Raw genomic sequence first — 21,292 nt, forward strand, 5'->3', positions numbered from 1 at the left:
TAGAGTTACTTACTTAAAAAACACTTATATTTATAGTAAATACAAGGATATGGAAAGTATATTTCAGGGGGAGAATATTTTAGAGTTCATAAAGACATTCCCAGACGACCAAAGTTGCCGTGAATTTATAGCCAATGAGAAGTGGAAAGACGGCTATAGATGTAAACGTTGCGAGAATACGAAGTATGTTTATTTTGAAAAACACAATAAAAGAGAGTGTACCAAATGTAGATATAAAGAGAGTGCAACGGCAGGAACTCTTTTTCATAGAGTTAAATTTGGAATTCAAAAAGCATTTTGTATTGCCTTTGAAATGACTTGTACAACCAAATCAATATCCTCAACTCAAGCGGCAAAACGCTATGGAATAACTCAAAAGACTTCTTGGTTGTTTATGCAAAAAGTAAGACTTGCGATGAAGTCCTCAAAACAGTATCCAATGACAGGAAATGTACAAGTTGATGAATTTGTAGTTGGCGGAAAAGAAACAGGAAAACAAGGTAGAAGTTACGATAGCAAAAAGGCAAAAGTTGCTTGTGCTGTTGAGCTGACAGATGAAGGAAAGATAAAAAGAGGTTATGCAAATGTTATTGATGATTATTCTGCAAAGTCAATAAAACCATTATTTGACGAGCATATAAGTAAAGATGCGAATATTAAAACAGACCAATGGACAGCTTACAAAATAATAGCAAAGAGCTATAACATCGTCCAAGAAAAAAGCGTTCCTGGGAAAAACTTCAAAGAAATGCACACTATTATTCATCAGGTAAAAACTGCAATAAGAACGATTCAATCACACGTCAAAAAGGAACATCTCCAAAAATATTTAGATGAATATTTTTATCGACTGAACAGGTCAATTTACAAAGATTCTATTTTTGATAATATATTCAAACGATTAGTCTCACATCCGCATCAGGGTTGGAAGCAAATCGTAGTCATTAAGTAAGTAACTCGAAATAGTTTTTTTATCTCCCAGTTTTTGGAATTGAAAATTATTTTTATTCCTTTGTTTTCTAGAAAATTAGATTCAAAGTTTATTGATTCTGATGTTGGATTTGGATAGATTTTAAAATCTGTTTTAGTTAAAGATTCAGTTGTTAAAGCAGACCTCGTTACTAATGGAGATAATAGAATATAGTTGCTAATTAAAGTCTTGCTACCTGACCAAACTTCCCTTTCAATGTATACGTTATTTATTGTAGTCCAATAATATAAACTTGCAGGAACAATATAATCTTTTGTAGTTTCTACTGCAATTCCAGGTGCTTCACCTTCCACTGCGTGAATCAACCATCTATACGTGTAAATGCCTATACCTCCAGTAGGAATAATACCATAAATTGTAGATCCATTTAAGGTAATTGTGTTGTTTTGTATAACAGGAGCAGGAATAACTTTTACGGGAATAATATTCCCCATAATTACGCCACCACTACTTGAAGTAACACTAGACTGACCATATAACCTTCCACCAGTAGCATTAAAATTAGAAGCATTTAACGAAATAGTAAATTCCTTACTATACCAAGTACTTAATTTATTATTATTGAAATTAACGTCTAAATATTGTAGTGAACTACTTTCTGACGATGATTTCTTACTCATAACGTATAAGTAGCCTCTAATTGATAGTGCTTGAGGGTTATCAATTTTTAAATCAAAAGTTACTGACTTAGATCCTCCTTCATATATCTCAATAGCTGACCCATTAGGTATGAGAGCTCCATTTGTATATCTTAAATTTGAAATCGATACTGTTTGTCCATAGGTTGGAATTGCAATTAGTATTGAAATAAGCAAAAAAACCTGAAATATTTTTTTTTATCATTTTTATATTTTTTTTAATGTTATAACTAAAAGTAACCTCGACAAAAATCGAGGTTACTAATATGTTTTATTTTAATAGAGCATATTCCAATGTTACATTCCCTCTGACACCTGCATCATTCGTCATGGCAAGGAATTTAACCTTATAATAATTTCCAGCAGCATCTTTCACCACATAAAAACGATCTGTTTTAACACTTGGCAAAGTACCAGGTCCGCCACCAGCTCTCCAACTAGCACCAATAACTCTTTGATCCGTAGCCGAAACTGAAAAATTAGCTTCAACAACTTTTGCTTTTGTGAAGTCTGCATAAGACCCTCCATCTGCAACCAAAACTTGATATACCAGTGTTCCTCCTTTCATATTCGAAACAATAAAATCAGCATATCCATAAGTTACTTCAATCGGCTTATCCTGAGCATCCTTAGATGGCATATAATTAGTAAAAGCGGTGAAATTTAAGTCCCATTTTGTTTTTTGAGGCTCTACTGAAACGGTATTCCCTGTTGCTAAACGAAAAAATGAGAAATTGAATTCAGTATCTTTAGTGATTGTTCTTTCTGTAAAAGTTGTAGATGCCAAATCTGCATATTGAATTTTGTATCCAGTTCCGCTTCTTAAAAATCTAACTTTTTTCCAACCTCTAGCCTCTCCATCAAGGCTAGCAGATCCCACATTTGGCGCAGTTGTAGAAACAGCAAATCCTAGATTTACTAAATACACTTTGTTGTCAGCATCAGTAGCCGAAACCTCGGCAATTGCAGTTCCGATTCCTGATCCAGCACCCGCTAAAACTCCTGTTGGATTGTCAACATATCCATTGCTTGAAAGATTTGCCCCACCAACAGCTGTAACAGTAGCATCACTCGTTTGAACCAAAGTAATATCCGAAGTTCCTAATTTCTTTACTGCCATTTTTAGAGACCCATTGATTACTACTCTAAAATCTGAACCAGTAGAAAATCCGAAATCCCAAGAAGCTCTGTTTACCGACTCTGATTTTCCTGAACTTAAATCAAGATACACTTGATTAGGCTGGTTTGCTCCACCAACCGATGGCTGCAAAACAGCTCCGACAGAAGCAATTTCAACTGGGGTATTATTATCATCATTTGAACATGATGCAAGTGTAAAAAGCGTAAAAGACAAAAATAAAAATGCTTTTTTCATTGTAATTGATTTTAAATTAAAGATTAAGGTTATATGTTAATTTTACGAAATAAGAACGCCCATAAGCCAGCAATACTTCAGCAGAGCTTGCGTGACCAGCGCCTTCATTAGTTCTTGTTTGATTGACATTTTTTACATCAAATAAGTTTCTTGCGCCAATTGTGGCTTCGAGTTTATCATTGAATAAATTTTTCCTGACAGAAACATCTAGCCAATTGCTAGCATCAACTTCTGAGATAACATACGCTGATGTGGTTTCTATAAATTGTTGTGATTTTCCGTTGTATTTGTAATAAGCCGAAAAAATGGTTTCCCATCTTGGAATAACATACGAAACACTACTATTCAAATTAAAAGAATACAGAAATTTATCATCCGAAGTGAAAATCTGATTTTCAATTTTCTGTGAAACGCCTATTATCGAAGCTCCTAAATTGACAGTCAAATTATTTTTCTTGAATTGATTAACTGAAGAAACATTCCACATCTTATACTTACTGATATTAATGTATTGGTATTCCGGACTTCCGGTATCTTTATTAAAACCAATAAGCGCCATATCTATTCTATCATTTACATCTAATAAACTCCCCGTTAACATATTCGAAAATTGCACCCCAGAAGCACAAAGAGTTTGTTTTTTTATACTCATTTCATACGAAGTACTGGTTTCTGGAATAAGGTTTTGATTCCCTACAAAAAAGTGTCCATCAAAAATCAACTTAGAATACAACTCTTGAAAAGTGGGTGTTCTAAAAGATTTCCCCAAAGAACCTCGGACTTCAACACCTTTATCAAACAGATAACGCAACCCCAAAGAAGAAGCGTATTGATTATTGAACATGGATTGATTTGAAAAACGAATTCCTGTTCGTATAGAAAATCGTTCAGTGGCTTTTATCTCTGTGGAAATAAAAAAGTCATAATTCTCAATGCGTTTTGTAATAGGAACAAAAATAGTATTGGCTTCTTGAACCAATGAAAAACCAAGATTATTCACAAATTCATACCCTAATTGTAAGTCAACTTTGCTGTCAGGAAAAAAATCACTCACTGTTGCTGTAGAATAAAGTACTTCCATCGATTGGTCTTTAATTTTGATGTTATTACTTTCATTTTGGGTACTCAAAAAATATCTAAAATCTTCCACATCACGCTCTTGCTTTTGATGTGAAACAGAAATATTATAATTGAGTTGTGAGAATAATTTTCCTGCCGAATTCAAATGATGAAAATATCTATTGGTTAAATATAGCTTGTCATTTGCATAGCGATACGATCCCAAAATAGTATTATAGCCCGATTGAACGGCACGGTTATAATAAACTACATCTTCGTCTAAATGTTCGAATTTATAAAAAAAACTGAAATCTTTTTTTTTATAAGACACTAATCCCGTTGTATTTAATTGTTCTTTAGGCAACCAAGTATAGCCTCGAAAACTGTCATTTTCACTATAATCCTTCCCTTTTCTATTGTCTAAATAACCTTGGAAATCATTACGATTTACTCCAATAGAGACAAACCAATTTTTATTAAAATTATGAGAAACCTTCAAAGCTTGGATGTGACGCCCTTTATCAAAAAGCGAATATTCATCGCCAACAGTTTCTTCTTGCAGCGTTGCCCAAATCCCCCATTTGTATTTTGAAGATGTTTTTGTAATGATATTCAAGACACCACTTACTGCGTTTGCACCATGGGTAACTCCCATTGAACCTTCAATAATTTCGATTTGTTCAATATCATTCAAATTAATTTGCGACAAATCAGTATTGTTTCCCAAACCTGCCTCATTTACCAAAGGCACATTGTCTACTAATATTTTAAAATACTGAGCATCTAATCCAAACATTGAAACGGTAGATCGACCATCGTTTCCGCTTGGTTTAACGGTAATATTTAAATACTGATTCAATACATCCGATAAATTATTCGCTGCTAAATTCTGAATATCCTGACTTGAAATTAACCTTACATTGAAAACCGACTTTTTTATAGATTGAGGTCTAAACTGCCCCGTAACCACAACCTCAGAAAGTTTGTTTGCAACGATAGTGTCTTTTTTTTGAGCAAAAGAAATACAACAAAAAAAGAGTGCAACAATAAGGGTAATTTTAGTTTTCATTATTTTGTTCAACAACATTCTTAATAATTTTCAGCAAATGTAGATATTATTTTTATTTATTCTAAATAAATATAGTATTTTTGTCGAAATTATTTAATCCTTAAAAAGTATTTATATGAGATCAAAAGTTTTCATTACCTCCATTGCATTAACTACAAGCTTATTAAGCAACAGTCAAACAGATGCTAGACAAAATGACATCGCAGCAATCAAGTCTATGTGTGGTTGCTATGAAGTTCAATTCAACTTTGCTGAGACTTTTAATTATCCGAAAGATTCATTAACCTATAAACCTTCTGAAACAAAACATGAAAAAGCTTTAGAATGGGTTCAGCTTATTGAAGACTCATCTAATAAAATAAGCATGCAACATTTGTTAATAGTAGGTTCTAATGAAAATGACATTGTTAAACACTGGAGACAAGACTGGTTATTTGAAAACACAGATTTTCTTAACTTTCAAAAAGATTTAACTTGGAAATACAGCGCAACACCTGCAAATAATGTAAAAGGACAATGGACACAAAAAGTATATCAGGTAGACGACAGTCCTAGATACGAAGGCTCATCCAGTTGGGTTCATGTTGATGGAAGTCACTATTGGAAAAATACCACTGACGCTCCTTTACCAAGAAGAGAGCATACAAAAAGAGATGACTACAATGTATTAAAAAGAAGAAACATACATGAAATAACGGCTACGGGCTGGGTTCATGAACAAGATAACGACAAATTGATTCGGAATTTAAATCAAAAAGACATTTTATTGGCTCAAGAAAAAGGTTTTGATGTCTATACTAAAGTTCCTGATGCTAACTGTAAAGTGGCCCAAAACTGGTGGAAGAAAAACGAGGACATCTGGCTCAAAATTAGAAATAAATGGAATAGCGTTTATGCCTCAAAAAAAGACATCAATTTGCACAAAAAAGTAGAAAAGAAGTCTCTTTTTTCTCTTCTATTTGATCTAAAACCTACTGCAAGTCAAGCAGAAATTGATGCTGTCATAGATTCCTTTGTAATTAAATCTTAAAAAAAATATAATGCATCGTTTACAATACATTTAGGTTTGCAAAAACTATTTAAAAATTGGCTTTCGCCCAAAAAAAAATTCCGAATCTTAACTGATTCGGAATTTTTTTGATCTAAAGTTTTAAATTTACATTCTGTCAGGAACATTAATTCCCAGTAACTTAAATGATGCCGCAATAACCTCGGCTACTTTTTTAGACAGTTGTACTCTGAATTTTTTCTTTTCTAAATCCTCTTCCCCTAAAATAGGAACGGCTTGGTAAAACGAATTGTACTCGCGAACTAAATCATAAGTGAAATTTGCCAAAAGCGCCGGACTGTGATGCTGGGCTGCATTTTGAATTACTTCAGGAAAAAGCTCCAATTGTTTGACCAATTCTTTCTCTTTTTCATGTAAAATATCTATTTGTGCATTATTTGAGTAATCAAAATTTGCTTTTCGAATTATAGATTGAATACGTGCATAGGTATATTGAATAAACGGTCCCGTATTTCCAGCAAAATCAACAGACTCTTCTGGATTAAAAAGGATTCGTTTCTTAGGATCTACTTTCAAAATATAGTATTTCAATGCTCCTAAACCGATGGTGCTATATAAATTCGCTTTTTCTTCGGGGGAATACGCTTCTAATTTTCCTAAATCCTCTGCTATTTTTTGAGCCGTAGCGGTCATTTCTTGCATTAAATCATCGGCATCAACTACAGTACCTTCACGAGATTTCATCTTTCCTGATGGTAAATCTACCATTCCGTATGACAAGTGGTATAAGTTTTTTGCCCAATCAAAACCTAATTTTTTTAGAATCAAAAACAACACTTTAAAATGGTAATCTTGCTCATTCCCTACTGTATATACCATTCCGCCAACATCTTGCATGTCTTTCACACGTTGAATTGCCGTACCAATATCCTGAGTCATATACACAGCCGTACCATCTGAACGCAACACAATTTTACGATCAAGACCTTCGTCAGTTAAGTCAATCCAAACAGAGCCGTCAGGATCTTTTTCGAAAATTCCTTTTTCTAACCCAATTTGGACAACATCTTTCCCTAGTAAATAGGTATCACTCTCATAGTAATAACGATCAAAATCGACTCCTAAATTCTTGTAGGTAATAGCAAAACCATCATATACCCATTGGTTCATTTTGGCCCACAAAGCTTTCACTTCAGCATCACCAGCTTCCCATTTTTGGAGCATTTCTTGGGCTTCAAGAATAATCGGAGCTTGTTTTTTAGCTTCTTCCTCTGTTTTCCCTTCTTGCATTAGTTTATTAATTTCCTCTTTGTAGGCCTTATCAAATGCTACATAAAAGTTACCAACTAACTTGTCTCCTTTTAAGCCTGAAGTCTCCGGAGTTTGATTGGCACCAAATTTTTGCCAAGCCAACATGGACTTACAAATATGAATTCCTCTATCATTAATGATTTGAGTTTTATATACTTTTTTACCCGAAGCTTTGATGATTTCAGCTACTGCATATCCTAACAAATTGTTACGAACGTGTCCTAAATGCAAAGGTTTGTTGGTATTTGGAGAGGAATACTCGACCATAACAGCTTTATCATTTGCCGAAGGCGTCACAAAACCATAAGTGCCATTGTCTTTTATTCCTGCAAATAGATTTAAGTAATATTGATCGGCAATTACAATATTCAAGAAACCCGAAACTACATTGAAACGACTTACTTCAGCTACGTTTTCGACTAAATAATTTCCAATTTTATTTCCTAATTCTACAGGATTACTCTTTACTAGTTTCAACAATGGAAAAATAACCATGGTAATATCTCCCTCAAACTCTTTACGAGTGGTTTGAAACTCCACCTTTTCAATGGTCACGTCAAACAAGGTTTTTATTGCGTTTTCTATTGCGGGTGTAAGAACTTGTGGTAAAGTCATTTTATATTTTTTTTGAGAAAGCAAATATAGTCATAATCAAGGAAATTGAAAATGGGATACTCACATAATTTACAACTCACAATCAGACCGATACATTAAAAATACAAAACAAATCAAAATTACATTGAAATTAATGTAACAATTATACTTCAAAACAGTCTATTATTAAGGTTACTGTGTTCTCAACTATTAATTAAATGTTAAATAATACATAAAACAGTATTAGGCTTAACATAGTATTGTTTAAAAGAATACATTTGCCTCAACAATCAAATCAATCAAATCAAATTAATCATGAAATTGAAACTATCAATTATCTGCTTTATGGTAACGCTGTTTACTGTGCAAGCGCAAACTTCAAGTAAAACCTCGCCACTTGAAAACTCTGGACTAATCACCGGAAAAATAATCGACAAGCAAACTAATGAACCGCTTGGATATGTAAACGTAGTTGTAAAAGAAGACGGTAAAGTGCTAACCGGCGAAATTACCTCAGATAAAGGACTTTTTAGCATTAAAAATTTACCTCTAAAAAAGTATACCGTTGAAATTCAATTTATGGGATATAAAACTGTTTCTAAACCAGTTGTACTTTCTGTAGATCAAAAATCGGCCAATCTCAATACCATAATTCTAGAAGAAGACGCTATACAACTTAAAGGAGTAGAAATTATAGCAGAACGCTCAACCATTGAACAAAAAATAGATCGAAAAGTGATTAATGTGGGTAAAGACCTTACTACCGCAGGAGCCACAGCATCAGAGATTATGAGTAACATCCCCTCTGTAAATGTAGATCAAGATGGTAAAATTTCCTTGAGAGGAAATGAAAATGTACGTGTTTTAGTTGACGGCAGACCCAGCAACATTGAGGCTTCGCAATTATTAAAACAAATCCCATCAGCCTCTATCAAAAAAATTGAACTGATTACAAACCCAAGTGCAAAATACAATCCTGAGGGAATGTCTGGGATTATTAACATTGTTTTACATAAAAATACCAACAACGGTCTGAATGCCAGCATCAATTCTGGATTAACATTTGCCCAAACTCCAAAGATTTCCAACACTCTGAACATGAACTACAGAACAGGAAAAGTGAATTTTTTCTCGACTTATGGAAATAATTTTGGCATCCGATTTAATGAAGGTATGATATTACGATTAGATGATAATTCCAATCAAATTTTTGATGTCGAAAATGATAATAAGTCACACCTTGTAAAATTTGGAATGGATTATTATATCAATGATAAAAACACCGTGTCTGGTTATACCAACCAAAATATTTTTAAGAGTGATGGTATAATTGATATTAATGTCGTTAATCCTAACCCTTCTCAAAATATACTTCTAAATTCAAAATACCTCACTGACAACACAGATGGAACGTATAACGTAGCGTTCAAACATCTAACAAGCAAAGAAGGAGAAACACTTGACTTAGAAGTAAATCACAGTATTTTCTCTGAAGATCAAATAGCACGTTTTCGCAACACCTATACCAATCCTAGCATACCAAGCAGCGCTTATGATGATTCCCTTGGCGAAAAAAGAATTAACACCATAGTAAATCTTGATTACACAAATCCGCTTGACGAAAAAACAAAATTAGAGCTTGGTGCAGAAAGCAGAAATTTACGCACCGATAACGATTATGCTACTAACAACGCTGCTTTGACAAATTCAAAATACACGTATGATTTAGACATTTATTCGGCTTATGCAACCTATGGACAAAAATTCAAGAAAATTGGTTACCAATTGGGTGCACGTTTTGAAAGCTATCATGTAAAAGCAATGCTAAACGGCACCGTTGCTTACAAAGATGATTACTTCACAGTGTATCCATCAGCGTCTATGACGTACTCACCATCTGAAAAAAACCAATTCCAAATTAGTTTTAGCAGACGTGTAGACAGACCTGGAATAGATCAAACAAAACCCCTGAGAGAATTTAGTTCGCCTAGATTAACCTCTATAGGAAATCCGGAATTGGACCCACAATTTACAAACTCAATAGAATTTAATTACACGAAGACACTTTCAAAGGGATCTTTAACTACCGGATTGTTTGTAAGAAGTATTCAAAACGAAATCAACCGAATCATTTATCCAGATCCTCAAAATCAAGACCAACAAATTTTAAGTTTTGACAACTTTGACAACAACACCGCCTATGGATTTGAAGTTTCTATGAATTATAAAATTAATAGTTGGTGGGATATTCAACCTGCAATAGATTATTCAAACATCAACCAGAAAGGACTTGTATCTCAAATAAACACTGCTACAAATTCATTCGATTTGGTTACCAAAGAAGTTGCCGCAGCAGCATTTAATGCTCGTTTTAATAGTAATTTTAAAGCTAGTAAAAGCCTACGTTTTCTATTATTTGGTTTTTATAGATCTGGAGTTGATGGTGTTCAATTTAACAACAAAGAAATGTACAAAATTGATGCTGGTGGACGCTACTCTTTCTTGAAAGACAAGGCTACATTAAGCATCCGTTTCAATGATATTTTCAACACCATGAAAGCAGGTTTTGAGGGTGAAAATCCTTATCCACAAAGAGGTCAATTTAGATGGGAAAGTCAATCCGTATTTGTAGGTTTCAATTATGCTTTTGGCGGAGGTAAAACTAAAAACCTGCAGCGCAAACAAAGAGAAGACAATACCAAACAAGGCGGAGGTCTGTTCTAGAAAAAAAATAATGTTACAAAATTTTAATTTTTGATAGTATATAAAAACAATATGAGTCAGTTACTTGTTTTATCAACTCAATTGTCTAATTTGTTTTTGAATTCAAAAATGCTTTTCAAATACTAAAAAGTTAGTTTTAATAGTTTGTTCCCCAAAAAATTCGGAGTATGCCACTCCGAATTTTTTATTTTCATTAAGGTTTATTATTTCAAAAAATAGGACGCATCAATCAAGTGATTTCCTGTTGCATCATGTACCGCATAATTAAAACCACCTTGAATACAATACGATCCATACTCCCCTTTTTTGTTCAAGGCTATAAATCCAACTTGAATATCTTTTAGATTTTTATTTCTTTTTTGGGTCAAATTTACAATACGCATGACTGCCTCTTCACATGCTTTTTGTGGAGACTTCCCTTGTCGCATGAGTTCTACCACCAAGTGACAACCTGTAATTCGTATTACTTCTTCCCCATGACCTGTAGCAGTGGCAGCGCCAATTTCGTTATCTACGTATAGACCTGCGCCTATGATAGGCGAATCTCCTAAACGGCCATGCATTTTAAACGCCATGCCACTTGTAGTGCAAGCCCCGGATAAATCTCCATTGGCATCTAGTGCAATCATGCCAATGGTATCATGATTTTCAATATTAGCAATAGGTTTGTAATCATTGGTTTTAAGCCATTCTTTCCACTCCCGTTCTGAGTCAGCTACTAATAAATTTTCTTTGACAAACCCTTGCGAAACAGCAAATTGAAGCGCTCCATCTCCAACGAGCATTACGTGAGGCGTTTTTTCCATTACTGCACGTGCCACAGAAATGGGATGCTTTATAAACTCTAAACACGCCACAGATCCAATATTAGCATTTTCATCCATGATACAAGCATCCAGAGTAACTCGGCCATCGCGATCTGGTCTTCCGCCATAACCTACGCTTCGCTCTTTTGGATCAGCTTCGGGAATTTTCACGCCAGCCTCAACAGCATCCAGCGCTTTCCCATTATTTTTTAAAACCTCCCAAGCAGCCACATTCGCTTGCATACCGAAATTCCAAGTTGAAAGTACAATTGGTTTGTTGATTTTCTTGGGTTCAATACTATTTTCTGTTTTCGCATTGCCTTTGAATGCTTGCAAAGCAAAAGCTGCTGAGGCAAGAGCTGTTGTTTTTAAAAAATTTCTGCGGTTTGCCATAATTAAATAGGTTTAGTAGTTGAAATAACTGGTGCATAAAAATAGCTTTTATTTTCCAAAAAAAAAGTCTGTACAAATTGCACAGACTTCTTTATCTTATTTTTGATTACCCACATTAATCTTGGGTTTCGTTTACCATTTGATAATTGCACTAGCCCACGTAAAACCACTACCAAAAGCCGCTAAAACAACGGTATCACCTGATTTTATTTTTCCTTTTTCCCAAGCTTCAGTTAAAGCAATTGGAATAGAAGCTGCGGTTGTATTTCCGTATTTTTGAATGTTGTTATACACTTGGTCATCAGACAGGTCAAATTTCTTTTGAATGAATTGAGAGATTCTCAAATTTGCTTGATGAGGAATCAACATATCAATATCAGAAACTTGCAAGTTATTCGCTTGCAATCCTTCATTAATCACTTCGCTAAAACGAACTACAGCATTTTTAAATACAAATTGTCCGTTCATGTAAGGGAAATAACTTTCATCATCTGGATCATTATCTGCCAAAATATCAGTCACCCAACGACCACCCATTCCTGGAGCTTTCACGACTAATTCCTCAGCATGTTGCCCTTCTGAATGTAAGTGTGTAGACAAAATACCTTTGGTTTCATCCTCTTCTCTACTTAATACAGCGGCACCAGCTCCGTCTCCAAAAATTACCGAAACGCCACGACCACGCGTAGTCATGTCTAATCCTGTTGAATGTACCTCTGAACCAATTACCAAAATGTTTTTATACATTCCCGTTTTAATATATTGATCTGCAACAGATAAAGCATATATAAAACCAGAGCATTGATTACGAACATCAAGAGCACCAACTGTTTTTAATCCTAAATCACGCTGTACAAGAACACCTGGGCCAGGAAAATAATAATCAGGACTTAATGTTGCAAAAACTACAAAGTCAATATCTTCCTTAGCAACACCAGCACGTTCAATTGCTATTTCAGCTGCTTTAACCCCCATTGATGTGGTTGTGTCCTCACCTTTTATAATGTGGCGTCTCTCCTCAATACCGGTACGCTCTTGAATCCATTCATCGTTGGTATCCATGATTTTGGATAAATCGTCATTTGTAACCACGTTTTCAGGTACATAATAACCCAATCCTGCTATTTTTGAATGATACATATTATTGTTGTTTTATTAAAATCAGATTGCAAATTTAGAACTAACTCTAAAATTCAGGGTGCTAAAATACCACTTTTTTAGCAAATTACAAGTTTTAAGGATTTTGAGGCCTTGTAAACCGATAACTCAATTGTCATAAATGAAATAAAAAATGACAGTAGCTATGAAAAAAAAGAAGTTTTTTATAAAGTTTAACACAACAAATGTAACAACAAAACAGTTAAGCAGACTAAAAATAGATACTATTGTAGCTAATTTAAAATCATTAAAATTATGAAATTAAAAATGTCCTTACTCCTTTTCCTTGGCATGAGTTTACAAACTTTTGCACAGGAAAACGTAAAGTACCAAAAACCGTCTCCTTCTATCTTGACTCTTGCTGATTATGAAAGAGCTCCATCTGTGTCAATGGATACTAAAAAAGAATACCTTTTATTATCGTATCGAAATACCTATAAATCCCTTGACGATTTGAATCAAGACGAACTTAGACTAGGAGGTTTACGCATCAATCCTACTACAAACATTTCAAGTACGGTTACCTATGTGAACAACTTAAAAATTAGAAAAGTTAAGGATCAAAATGAAGTGCAAGTTGCTGGTCTTCCTCAAAACCCACGTATCAGTAATATTTCTTGGTCACCTAATGATTCAAAAATTGCATTTACGCATACTGCCACAACCGGTGTTGAGTTATGGACTATTGACGTGGCATTGGCTACAGCCAAAAAAGTAACCGAGGCAAACTTAAACGCTAATATTGGAAGTCCGTTTATATGGATGAAAGATAACAATACACTTCTTGTAAAAATGCTCCCTAAAAATAGAGCAGCCTTACTAGATTCTAAAAAAGATTTGCCTACAGGACCAATTATCTCTAACGCTGACGGATCTAAATCTCAAAACAGAACCTATCCTGACATGTTGAAAAACGCCAATGATGAGATCAATTTTGAAAATATAATGACATCAGAATTATACAAAATAACTCTTGATGGCACAGCTACTCTATTTAAAAAAGCAGCTATGTACGCGGGTGAGAGTTTCTCGCCTGATGGGAATTACTTGATGCTAACAACCATTCAAAAACCGTTTTCTTACATTGTTCCATTAAGTCGTTTTCCATCAAAATCAGTGGTGTATGACAAGGACGGAAACGAGGTAAAAACAGTAAACGAAGTTCCGTTGACTGAAATTATCCCGAAAGGTTTTATGGCTGTGAGAAAAGGAAAACGCAACATGAGCTGGAGAGCAGATAAACCTGCCACGCTAGTTTATGTAGAAGCACTTGATGGTGGTGACCCAGCCAATAAAGTTGATTTTAGAGATGAAGTCCTGCTGTGGAACGCACCTTTTACCACTCCTGCGACAACGCTTGTAAAAACACCACAACGTTTTAGTGGCATCATGTGGGGTACTGAAAATGTTGCGGTACTTATGGATGAATGGTACGACACTCGTAATACTAAAACATACCTCATCAATCCTGCAGCTCCTGAACAAGCACCTAAAGTAATTTTTGACCGAAATTCGCAAGATGTCTATGCAGATCCTGGAAATTTTGAAACACGTAAAAATGAATTCAACAGATATGTACTGGCTATAGAAAACAACAAAACTTTTTTAATAGGTGCTGGTTTTACAAAAAATGGACAATTCCCTTTTATTAGTGAAATGGATTTAAAAACATTGCAAACTAAGAGACTATACACCTCATCGTACACGGACAAAAAAGAAGATATTCTTGAAATTGAAAACTTAAAAGAAGGTACGGTTTTGGTCCAAATTCAGTCTAAAAACGAATATCCAAACTATTACTTGAGAAACATCAAACAAAAAAACAAATTAACACCTATCACCACTTTCCAAAATCCTTTTGAAAGTATTAAAAACGTGAGTAAAGAAGTGATTAAATACACTCGTAAAGATGGAGTTCAATTATCTGGAACCTTATATTTACCTGTAGGATATGACAAAGTTAAAAAAGAAAAAATGCCATTGTTAATTTGGGCGTATCCAGCAGAGTACAAAGACAAAAATTCAGCAGGTCAAAGCACGCAAAACCCAAATGAATTCACATTTCCAAATTACGGTTCGTTTGTGTACTGGGTAACCAAAGGTTATGTGGTCCTGGATGATGCTGCTTTCCCAATCATTGGTGAAGGAACTACAGAACCAAATGACAATTTTATTACACAACTTGTTGATAATGCTGAGGCTGCTATTAATGCAGTTGATGCTCTAGGATACATTAACCGTAAAAAAGTAGCTGTGGGTGGACACTCGTACGGAGCCTTTATGACAGCTAATTTACTAACACATTCTAATCTTTTTGCGTGTGGAATTGCACGCAGTGGTGCTTATAATAGAACTTTAACTCCGTTTGGTTTTCAAAGTGAGCAACGCAACTACTGGGAAAGTCCAGAAGTGTACACAGCCATGTCTCCTTTTATGAATGCTGGAAAAATGAAAACACCTATGTTATTGGTGCACGGTGAAGCCGATAACAATCCGGGAACGTTTACCTTGCAAACCGAACGCTACTTTCAAGCACTGAAGGGACTTGGAGCTCCAGCACGAATGGTGATTTTACCAAAAGAAAGTCATGGTTATGCAGCCAAAGAAAATATTTTGCACCTGTTATGGGAACAAGATCAGTTTTTAGAAAAATATTTGAAAAACTAAACGCAGCTTGATCAAGCCCAGTTTTTAAACACAAAAATCCCCGAAATCAAATCTGGTTTCGGGGATTGTTTTTTATATCAAAAGGAAAAAAAATCTAGCTTTACGCTAACATCAAGTTGACCTCTTGATTAAAGTCTAACTCCGTGTCATGCTCAAAGAAAATGGCTCTTCGATCAAAAGCGGCTTTAACTAAAAAATGACTCCCTCTAAAATAACATTGCTTGACAACCGCTGTCATTTTTGCATTGTCTACTACTATTAATTGATGCGGATATAACAATAAATATTCGTCATCAGCCGGGTCAACATCTATAATTTGTGACAGCATAAACTCATTGACTTCACCAAAAAGAGACGCTACATATTTATTTGCCGGAAGTTCATACAAGGCTCTTGATGGGCCTTTGATGACTACTTGTCCTTGCTGCAACACAATAGTTTCATCAGCAAATGATAAGGAATCCACACTATCATGTGTGGCTATGATGCAGGTGATTCCTTTCTTCTTTAAATAGGCAAACAAATTGCGTCTTAAAGCATTTTTTCTAAAGTTATCAATATGACTGAAGGGCTCGTCTAGTAATAAAATTTCTGGCTCGAGGGCCAAAGCTTTGGCTAAGGCTACCCTTTGTTGCTGTCCACCACTTAAATCTTTGGCTTTTACTTTGGCAAATTCCGTCATTTCTACCATTTCGAGTAGCTCTTGAATTCGGAGTTTTTTTAGAGGCAAAAAAGCGCTAGACAAAAACTTACCCACATTTTCCTCTACGGTAGTGTATGGCATTAGATCAAAATCTTGAGCTAAGTATTTAATATAATCAACACCAGCAATCAAGTTGTATTTAGGTCCTAATATTGGTTTTTCGTTGTAACTAATTGATCCAGTATTGAGATCCAGTAAGCCATAAATGAGTTTGAGTAAGGTGCTTTTTCCGCAACCACTTTCCCCAATAATAGCAATGTTTTGCCCTTTCTCAATAGTAAAGTTAATATCTGTTATTACAGGTTTATCACTATAAGAAAAGTGTATATTTTTTATTTCTAGCATCATCAAAAATTAAAGTGCAAATTTACAATCTTTAAATCAATTTTAAGCACAAAAAAAGCTGCTTCTAGAAAGAAACAGCTCTTATTTTTAAAGTACTTTAAGCTTATTTTTTCACTTCAGCTTCAGCATCTTTGATCATTTTTTCGTTAGCCGTAATAGCAAACTCTACACGACGGTTTTGGCTTCTACCTTCATTAGTTTCATTAGAAGCTATAGGATCAGCAATACCCAAACCTGTTACTTGAAAACGTGATGGCGAAACTCCTTTGCTTGACAAGTAATTACGCACAGATGCCGCTCTATCCCCTGAAAGTTTCAAGTTATAATCCGCTGGACCTGTACTATCTGTGTAGCCATAAATAGTAATGTTAGTGTCTGGATATTCTCCAAAAACAGGAACTAATTTATTTAGATTAGTTTTTGCAGCAGCAGTCAAAGTAGATTTGTTTGTATCAAAACGAACTGCATTTTCATTTAATACTAATTTGATTCCTTCTCCTACACGTACTACCTCAGCTCCTGGAAGTGCAGCATCAATTTGACGTGCTTGTTTGTCCATCTTGTTACCGATAGCACCACCTGCAACACCACCAATAACACCTCCTAGTACAGCACCCATAGCGCCTTTACCGCCTTTACCAAGATTATTCCCAAGAACACCTCCGAGTACAGCACCTGCAACAGCACCTATTCCTGCTCCTCGCTGTGTACTATTTGTATTTTTTACTGCTTCACAGCTTGTAAAAATAGAACCTAAAACCATTATTGTTGCTATTGCAACTACTGAAATCTTTTTCATATTATCTTATTTTTTAGTTAGTTTTTTGAAACTGATATACTACATCGGTCATTTTTCCTGCTACATCAATTTTATCAATCAATTGAAAAGATGTCTCAGATTGATTTGCAACTGTTAAAATATATCCATTTCTTACTTTTCTTGCTTTTTCGCCAGCGTCTAAAACTTTTAAAACAAACTGACCTTGATCGTTTACAAACCAAGTAATTGGTGAACTAAAGGCTACACAATTCGCTTTCGTCAAAGCCATACTTCCTTTGTTATTGTTCGAAATAAATTTCCAAGTACTCCCTACAAAACATTCTGAGTCAGCTAATTGAAAGCTATTTACTTTTACATATTGAGATCCTGGATACGTTACTGCACTAATAACCCAGTCTCCTTTGATGGCAACTTGCGATTTTCTATCAGTCTTTGTACTAGTAGCTGATGTTGACTTGCAAGCAAACATCAAAACGGCTAAGGCGCACACTAAAATAATTTTTTTCATTTTCAAAGTTTTAATGAATTAATACTTACACAAAGGTATTACGAATTATACCAAATTTGTTTCAAAATTTCAATATTTTATATCATAATTAACGCCTACGCCATTTTGTCACCTCTTCTACAATTGGTATTCTATTTGAAAGCTTGATTGGTAACAATTTAATTTTAAAATTTAAAAAATATGACAACAGGTAAAATTAATGTTTCAGTAGAAAACATCTTTCCCTTAATCAAGAAATTTTTATACAGCGACCACGAAATTTTCTTGAGAGAATTAATTTCGAACGGTACCGATGCCACCTTAAAATTAAAGCATCTGATCAGCATTGGCGAAGCCAAAGTAGAATATGGCAACCCAATGATCGAGGTAAAAATTGACAAAGAAGGAAAGAAAATCCACATCATCGATCAAGGTTTAGGAATGACTGCTGATGAGGTTGAAAAATACATCAATCAAGTTGCTTTTTCAGGAGCCGAAGAGTTCTTAGACAAGTACAAAGACTCCGCTAAAGATTCTGGAATTATCGGACATTTTGGTCTTGGTTTTTACTCTGCTTTTATGGTAGCAGAGAAAGTAGAAATCATCACTAAATCATTCAAAGACGAGCCTGCTGCACACTGGACTTGTGATGGTAGCCCAGAATTCACTTTAGAACCAGCTGATAAAACCACACGTGGTACTGAAATTATTTTGCACGTTGCTGAGGATTCTTTAGAATTTTTAGAAGATGCCAAAATCAAAGATTTGTTGAACAAGTACAACAAATTCATGCCTATTCCAATTAAATTTGGAACTAAAACACAAACACTTCCTAAGCCAGAAGATGCTCCAGAAGATGCCGTTGCCGAAACCATCACTGTAGACAACATCATCAACAACCCAAATCCAGCTTGGACCAAACAACCAACAGAATTGGCTGCTGAGGATTACAAAACCTTCTACCACGAGTTGTACCCAATGCAGTTTGACGAACCGTTATTCCACATTCATTTAAATGTAGATTACCCGTTCAACTTAACTGGTATTTTGTATTTCCCAAAACTAGGATCTGATTTGCAAATCCAGAAAGACAAAATTCAGTTGTACCAAAACCAAGTGTATGTTACCGATAACGTAGAAGGAATTGTACCTGAATTTTTAATGATGTTAAAAGGTGTGGTAGACTCGCCAGACATTCCGTTGAACGTGTCTCGTTCAGGATTGCAAGCTGATGCTGCCGTTAAAAAAATCTCTAATTACATCACGCGTAAAGTTGCCGATAAATTAAAATCATTGTTCACAGAAAACCGTGAAGATTTTGAACAAAAATGGAACGACATTAAAATTGTTTTGGAATACGGAATGTTATCCGAAGACAAGTTTTATGAAAAAGCAGGTGCCTTTGTACTTTACCCAACCGTGGATGGTAAATTCCACACGCTTGAGGAATTAAAAGAAAAACTAGCTGCCACACAAACCGATAAGGATGGTAAACTGGTAATCTTATACGCAGGAAACAAAGATGCGCAACACTCTTATATTGCAACAGCCAAAGACAAAGGATACGAAGTATTGTTGCTAGACTCTCCAATTATCTCGCACTTAATCCAGAAAATTGAAGGCGACAACAGCAACCTGACTTTTGTACGTGTAGACTCGGATCATATTGACAACTTAATCAAGAAAGACGAAACTACCATTTCTAAACTTTCAGATGAAGAACAAACCAGCCTAAAAACCGTTCTAGAAACCATCGTACCAAAACAAACGTACAGCGTACAACTAGAAGCGCTAGACAGCAACTCAGCACCATTTATAATCACGCAGCCAGAATTCATGCGCCGTATGAAAGAAATGAGCCAAAGCGGTGGCGGTGGAATGTTCGGAATGGGCAACATGCCAGAGATGTACAATTTAGTAGTAAACACTAACTCTGAATTAGCCAGCAGCATCCTAAACAACAAAGACAAAGACGCTCAAGAAAGCCTAGTAAAACAAGCGCTAGACTTAGCCAAACTATCTCAAAACTTGCTAAAAGGCGAAGCCTTAACCGCATTTGTAAAAAGAAGTTTCGAGCTGATTAAATAAGCAGAGAACTCATTTTATGAAATAAAATGCCGTGAATCGCTTATTCCGAACTTGCTTCGGAATCTTACATAATTAAAGCTGTCCCAATTGGGGCGGCTTTTTTTTTGGAGCAGATCAACCGTTTTCAGCAGGCGTGTACTCCCGCTATACGCTACAATCTTTGCTTTTGGCTACCGCCACCGCAAAGGATTTCCGCTGCTATCGGGGCTATTTGAGACGGATAATATTTATAAAGTCGTTTTTTTTAAACACAATTTGTAAGATTATTTTAATATATTTGAGAAGTGAATATGGTGAGATGAACTTTTTTTTAATTCCGCTAGATTGGTGGGGTTTGGAAGGTTTGTGTCACCAATTTGTAAGTTAGCAGCAAGCTCTCAGCAAATACGAAAAAATCAACTTCATAAAAACTATTCTACCAATATTTTCAATCTATAAAAATGATTAAAGACAGAGATACTAATTTTAAAGAACATTCAATTTTCCTTTCAGAAATTGCCCAAAATATTTTAGACGGAAATGATAGATTTCTTGCGATACCAGGTATTTTAGCCCCTTAATAGTTCGGAGTGATATTTTAAATTTCAAATAGTACATTTGATATATGAAATACAAGAAATGGAGTTTAGAAGAAAAGCTAGAAATCCTATCCTTTTCAGAAGAATTAGGAGTTGTTGAAACGTGCCGTAAATACAGCGTTAGCACTGGCACTTTGTATAGCTGGAAGAAGAAACACGAGAAGCAGGGAGAAGCTGGTTTAAAAGTAACTTATGACACTAGTAGTAAAGAGCTAAAGCAAGCTGAGGAAGAAAACAGAATTCTACGCAAATTATTAGCTAACAAGGAAATCGAATTAGAAATTGGGCGTGAACTTTTAAAAAAAAAGTTTGGGACATCCGATCCAAGAAAGATTTAGTAGATAGTATTTATAGTAAACATAAGATTAGTAAAACCAAAATTATTACTATAGTAGGAATGGTTCAAAGTAGTTATTACCGAAGACCAAGCTCAAATAAAAAAGGTATTAAACCTAGTGAATTTACTTTTAATAAATCTAAAGGATATGTAAGTCAAGACGCGGTTATTAAATCGAT

Annotated in this window: 15 protein-coding genes; 6 read left to right on the forward strand and 9 right to left on the reverse strand. The window is 34.9% G+C overall.

The annotated features are described in order from the left end of the window. Positions 1-49: 49 nt before the first annotated feature. Positions 50-952 (forward strand): IS1595 family transposase, encoded by a 903-nt coding sequence (locus FJV36_RS05410; RefSeq protein ID WP_158728025.1) that lies wholly within the window; start codon positions 50-52, stop codon positions 950-952. Here FJV36_RS05410 and FJV36_RS05415 read toward each other — a convergent pair. The 3 genes from FJV36_RS05415 to FJV36_RS05425 all read right to left on the reverse strand — a co-directional run bounded on the left by FJV36_RS05415 (position 919) and on the right by FJV36_RS05425 (position 5,132). Beyond that, positions 919-1,806: a hypothetical protein gene (locus FJV36_RS05415; RefSeq protein WP_158980890.1), complete on the reverse strand. Its 888-nt coding sequence runs from the start codon at positions 1,804-1,806 to the stop codon at positions 919-921. The two genes, FJV36_RS05410 and FJV36_RS05415, sit on opposite strands and share 34 nt — an antisense overlap. Positions 1,807-1,900: 94 nt before the next feature. Further along, positions 1,901-3,004, reverse strand: a complete 1,104-nt coding sequence (locus FJV36_RS05420; protein ID WP_158980892.1) for an HmuY family protein — start codon at positions 3,002-3,004, stop codon at positions 1,901-1,903. A gap of 16 nt (positions 3,005-3,020) precedes the next feature. Next, positions 3,021-5,132 carry a TonB-dependent siderophore receptor gene (locus FJV36_RS05425; RefSeq protein WP_158980894.1) on the reverse strand — a complete coding sequence of 704 codons (2,112 nt, stop codon included), beginning with the start codon at positions 5,130-5,132 and terminating at the stop codon, positions 3,021-3,023. Positions 5,133-5,247: 115 nt separating this feature from the next. Between FJV36_RS05425 and FJV36_RS05430 the strand changes: the two genes are divergently transcribed. Next, complete coding sequence (locus tag FJV36_RS05430) at positions 5,248-6,162, forward strand: DUF6607 family protein (RefSeq protein WP_199250850.1); 915 nt, start codon at positions 5,248-5,250, stop codon at positions 6,160-6,162. Positions 6,163-6,288: 126 nt separating this feature from the next. On the opposite strand, the gene argS is transcribed toward FJV36_RS05430, so the two are convergent. After that, positions 6,289-8,067 (reverse strand): arginine--tRNA ligase, encoded by a 1,779-nt coding sequence (gene argS, locus FJV36_RS05435; protein ID WP_158727657.1) that lies wholly within the window; start codon positions 8,065-8,067, stop codon positions 6,289-6,291. 294 nt (positions 8,068-8,361) lie between these two features. On the opposite strand from argS, the gene FJV36_RS05440 reads away from it, so the two are divergent. Continuing rightward, positions 8,362-10,770 (forward strand): TonB-dependent receptor domain-containing protein, encoded by a 2,409-nt coding sequence (locus tag FJV36_RS05440; RefSeq protein WP_158727656.1) that lies wholly within the window; start codon positions 8,362-8,364, stop codon positions 10,768-10,770. A 203-nt stretch (positions 10,771-10,973) separates the two neighbouring features. Here the strand turns inward: FJV36_RS05440 and FJV36_RS05445 are convergent, their stop codons facing one another. Together FJV36_RS05445 and FJV36_RS05450 are read right to left on the reverse strand one after the other, a co-directional pair. Continuing rightward, positions 10,974-11,969, reverse strand: coding sequence for an isoaspartyl peptidase/L-asparaginase family protein (locus tag FJV36_RS05445; protein WP_199250849.1), 996 nt, complete (start codon positions 11,967-11,969; stop codon positions 10,974-10,976). Between the two features lie 132 nt (positions 11,970-12,101). Beyond that, complete coding sequence (locus FJV36_RS05450) at positions 12,102-13,109, reverse strand: 3-oxoacyl-ACP synthase III family protein (protein WP_086454068.1); 1,008 nt, start codon at positions 13,107-13,109, stop codon at positions 12,102-12,104. 273 nt (positions 13,110-13,382) lie between these two features. Between FJV36_RS05450 and FJV36_RS05455 the strand changes: the two genes are divergently transcribed. Further along, positions 13,383-15,794 carry a S9 family peptidase gene (locus FJV36_RS05455; protein ID WP_158727655.1) on the forward strand — a complete coding sequence of 804 codons (2,412 nt, stop codon included), beginning with the start codon at positions 13,383-13,385 and terminating at the stop codon, positions 15,792-15,794. Between the two features lie 100 nt (positions 15,795-15,894). Here the strand turns inward: FJV36_RS05455 and FJV36_RS05460 are convergent, their stop codons facing one another. The 3 genes from FJV36_RS05460 to FJV36_RS05470 form a co-directional block, all read right to left on the reverse strand. Then, complete coding sequence (locus FJV36_RS05460; protein WP_158727732.1) at positions 15,895-16,842, reverse strand: ABC transporter ATP-binding protein; 948 nt, start codon at positions 16,840-16,842, stop codon at positions 15,895-15,897. A gap of 103 nt (positions 16,843-16,945) precedes the next feature. After that, entirely contained in the window at positions 16,946-17,641 is a 696-nt protein-coding gene (locus FJV36_RS05465; RefSeq protein ID WP_158727654.1) for an OmpA family protein, read from the reverse strand. Positions 17,642-17,654: 13 nt separating this feature from the next. Next, positions 17,655-18,131 carry a lipocalin family protein gene (locus FJV36_RS05470; RefSeq protein WP_158727653.1) on the reverse strand — a complete coding sequence of 159 codons (477 nt, stop codon included), beginning with the start codon at positions 18,129-18,131 and terminating at the stop codon, positions 17,655-17,657. A 180-nt stretch (positions 18,132-18,311) separates the two neighbouring features. Here FJV36_RS05470 and htpG point away from each other — a divergent pair, with 180 nt between their 5' ends. Continuing rightward, positions 18,312-20,198, forward strand: a complete 1,887-nt coding sequence (gene htpG / locus FJV36_RS05475) for a molecular chaperone HtpG (protein ID WP_158727652.1) — start codon at positions 18,312-18,314, stop codon at positions 20,196-20,198. Positions 20,199-20,802: 604 nt separating this feature from the next. Next, positions 20,803-21,114, forward strand: coding sequence for a transposase (locus FJV36_RS05480; protein WP_158727651.1), 312 nt, complete (start codon positions 20,803-20,805; stop codon positions 21,112-21,114). The last annotated feature ends 178 nt before the right edge of the window (positions 21,115-21,292 follow it).

Origin of the sequence: Flavobacterium sp. I-STPP5a (assembly GCF_009764685.1) — a bacterium.
GTDB lineage: Bacteria > Bacteroidota > Bacteroidia > Flavobacteriales > Flavobacteriaceae > Flavobacterium.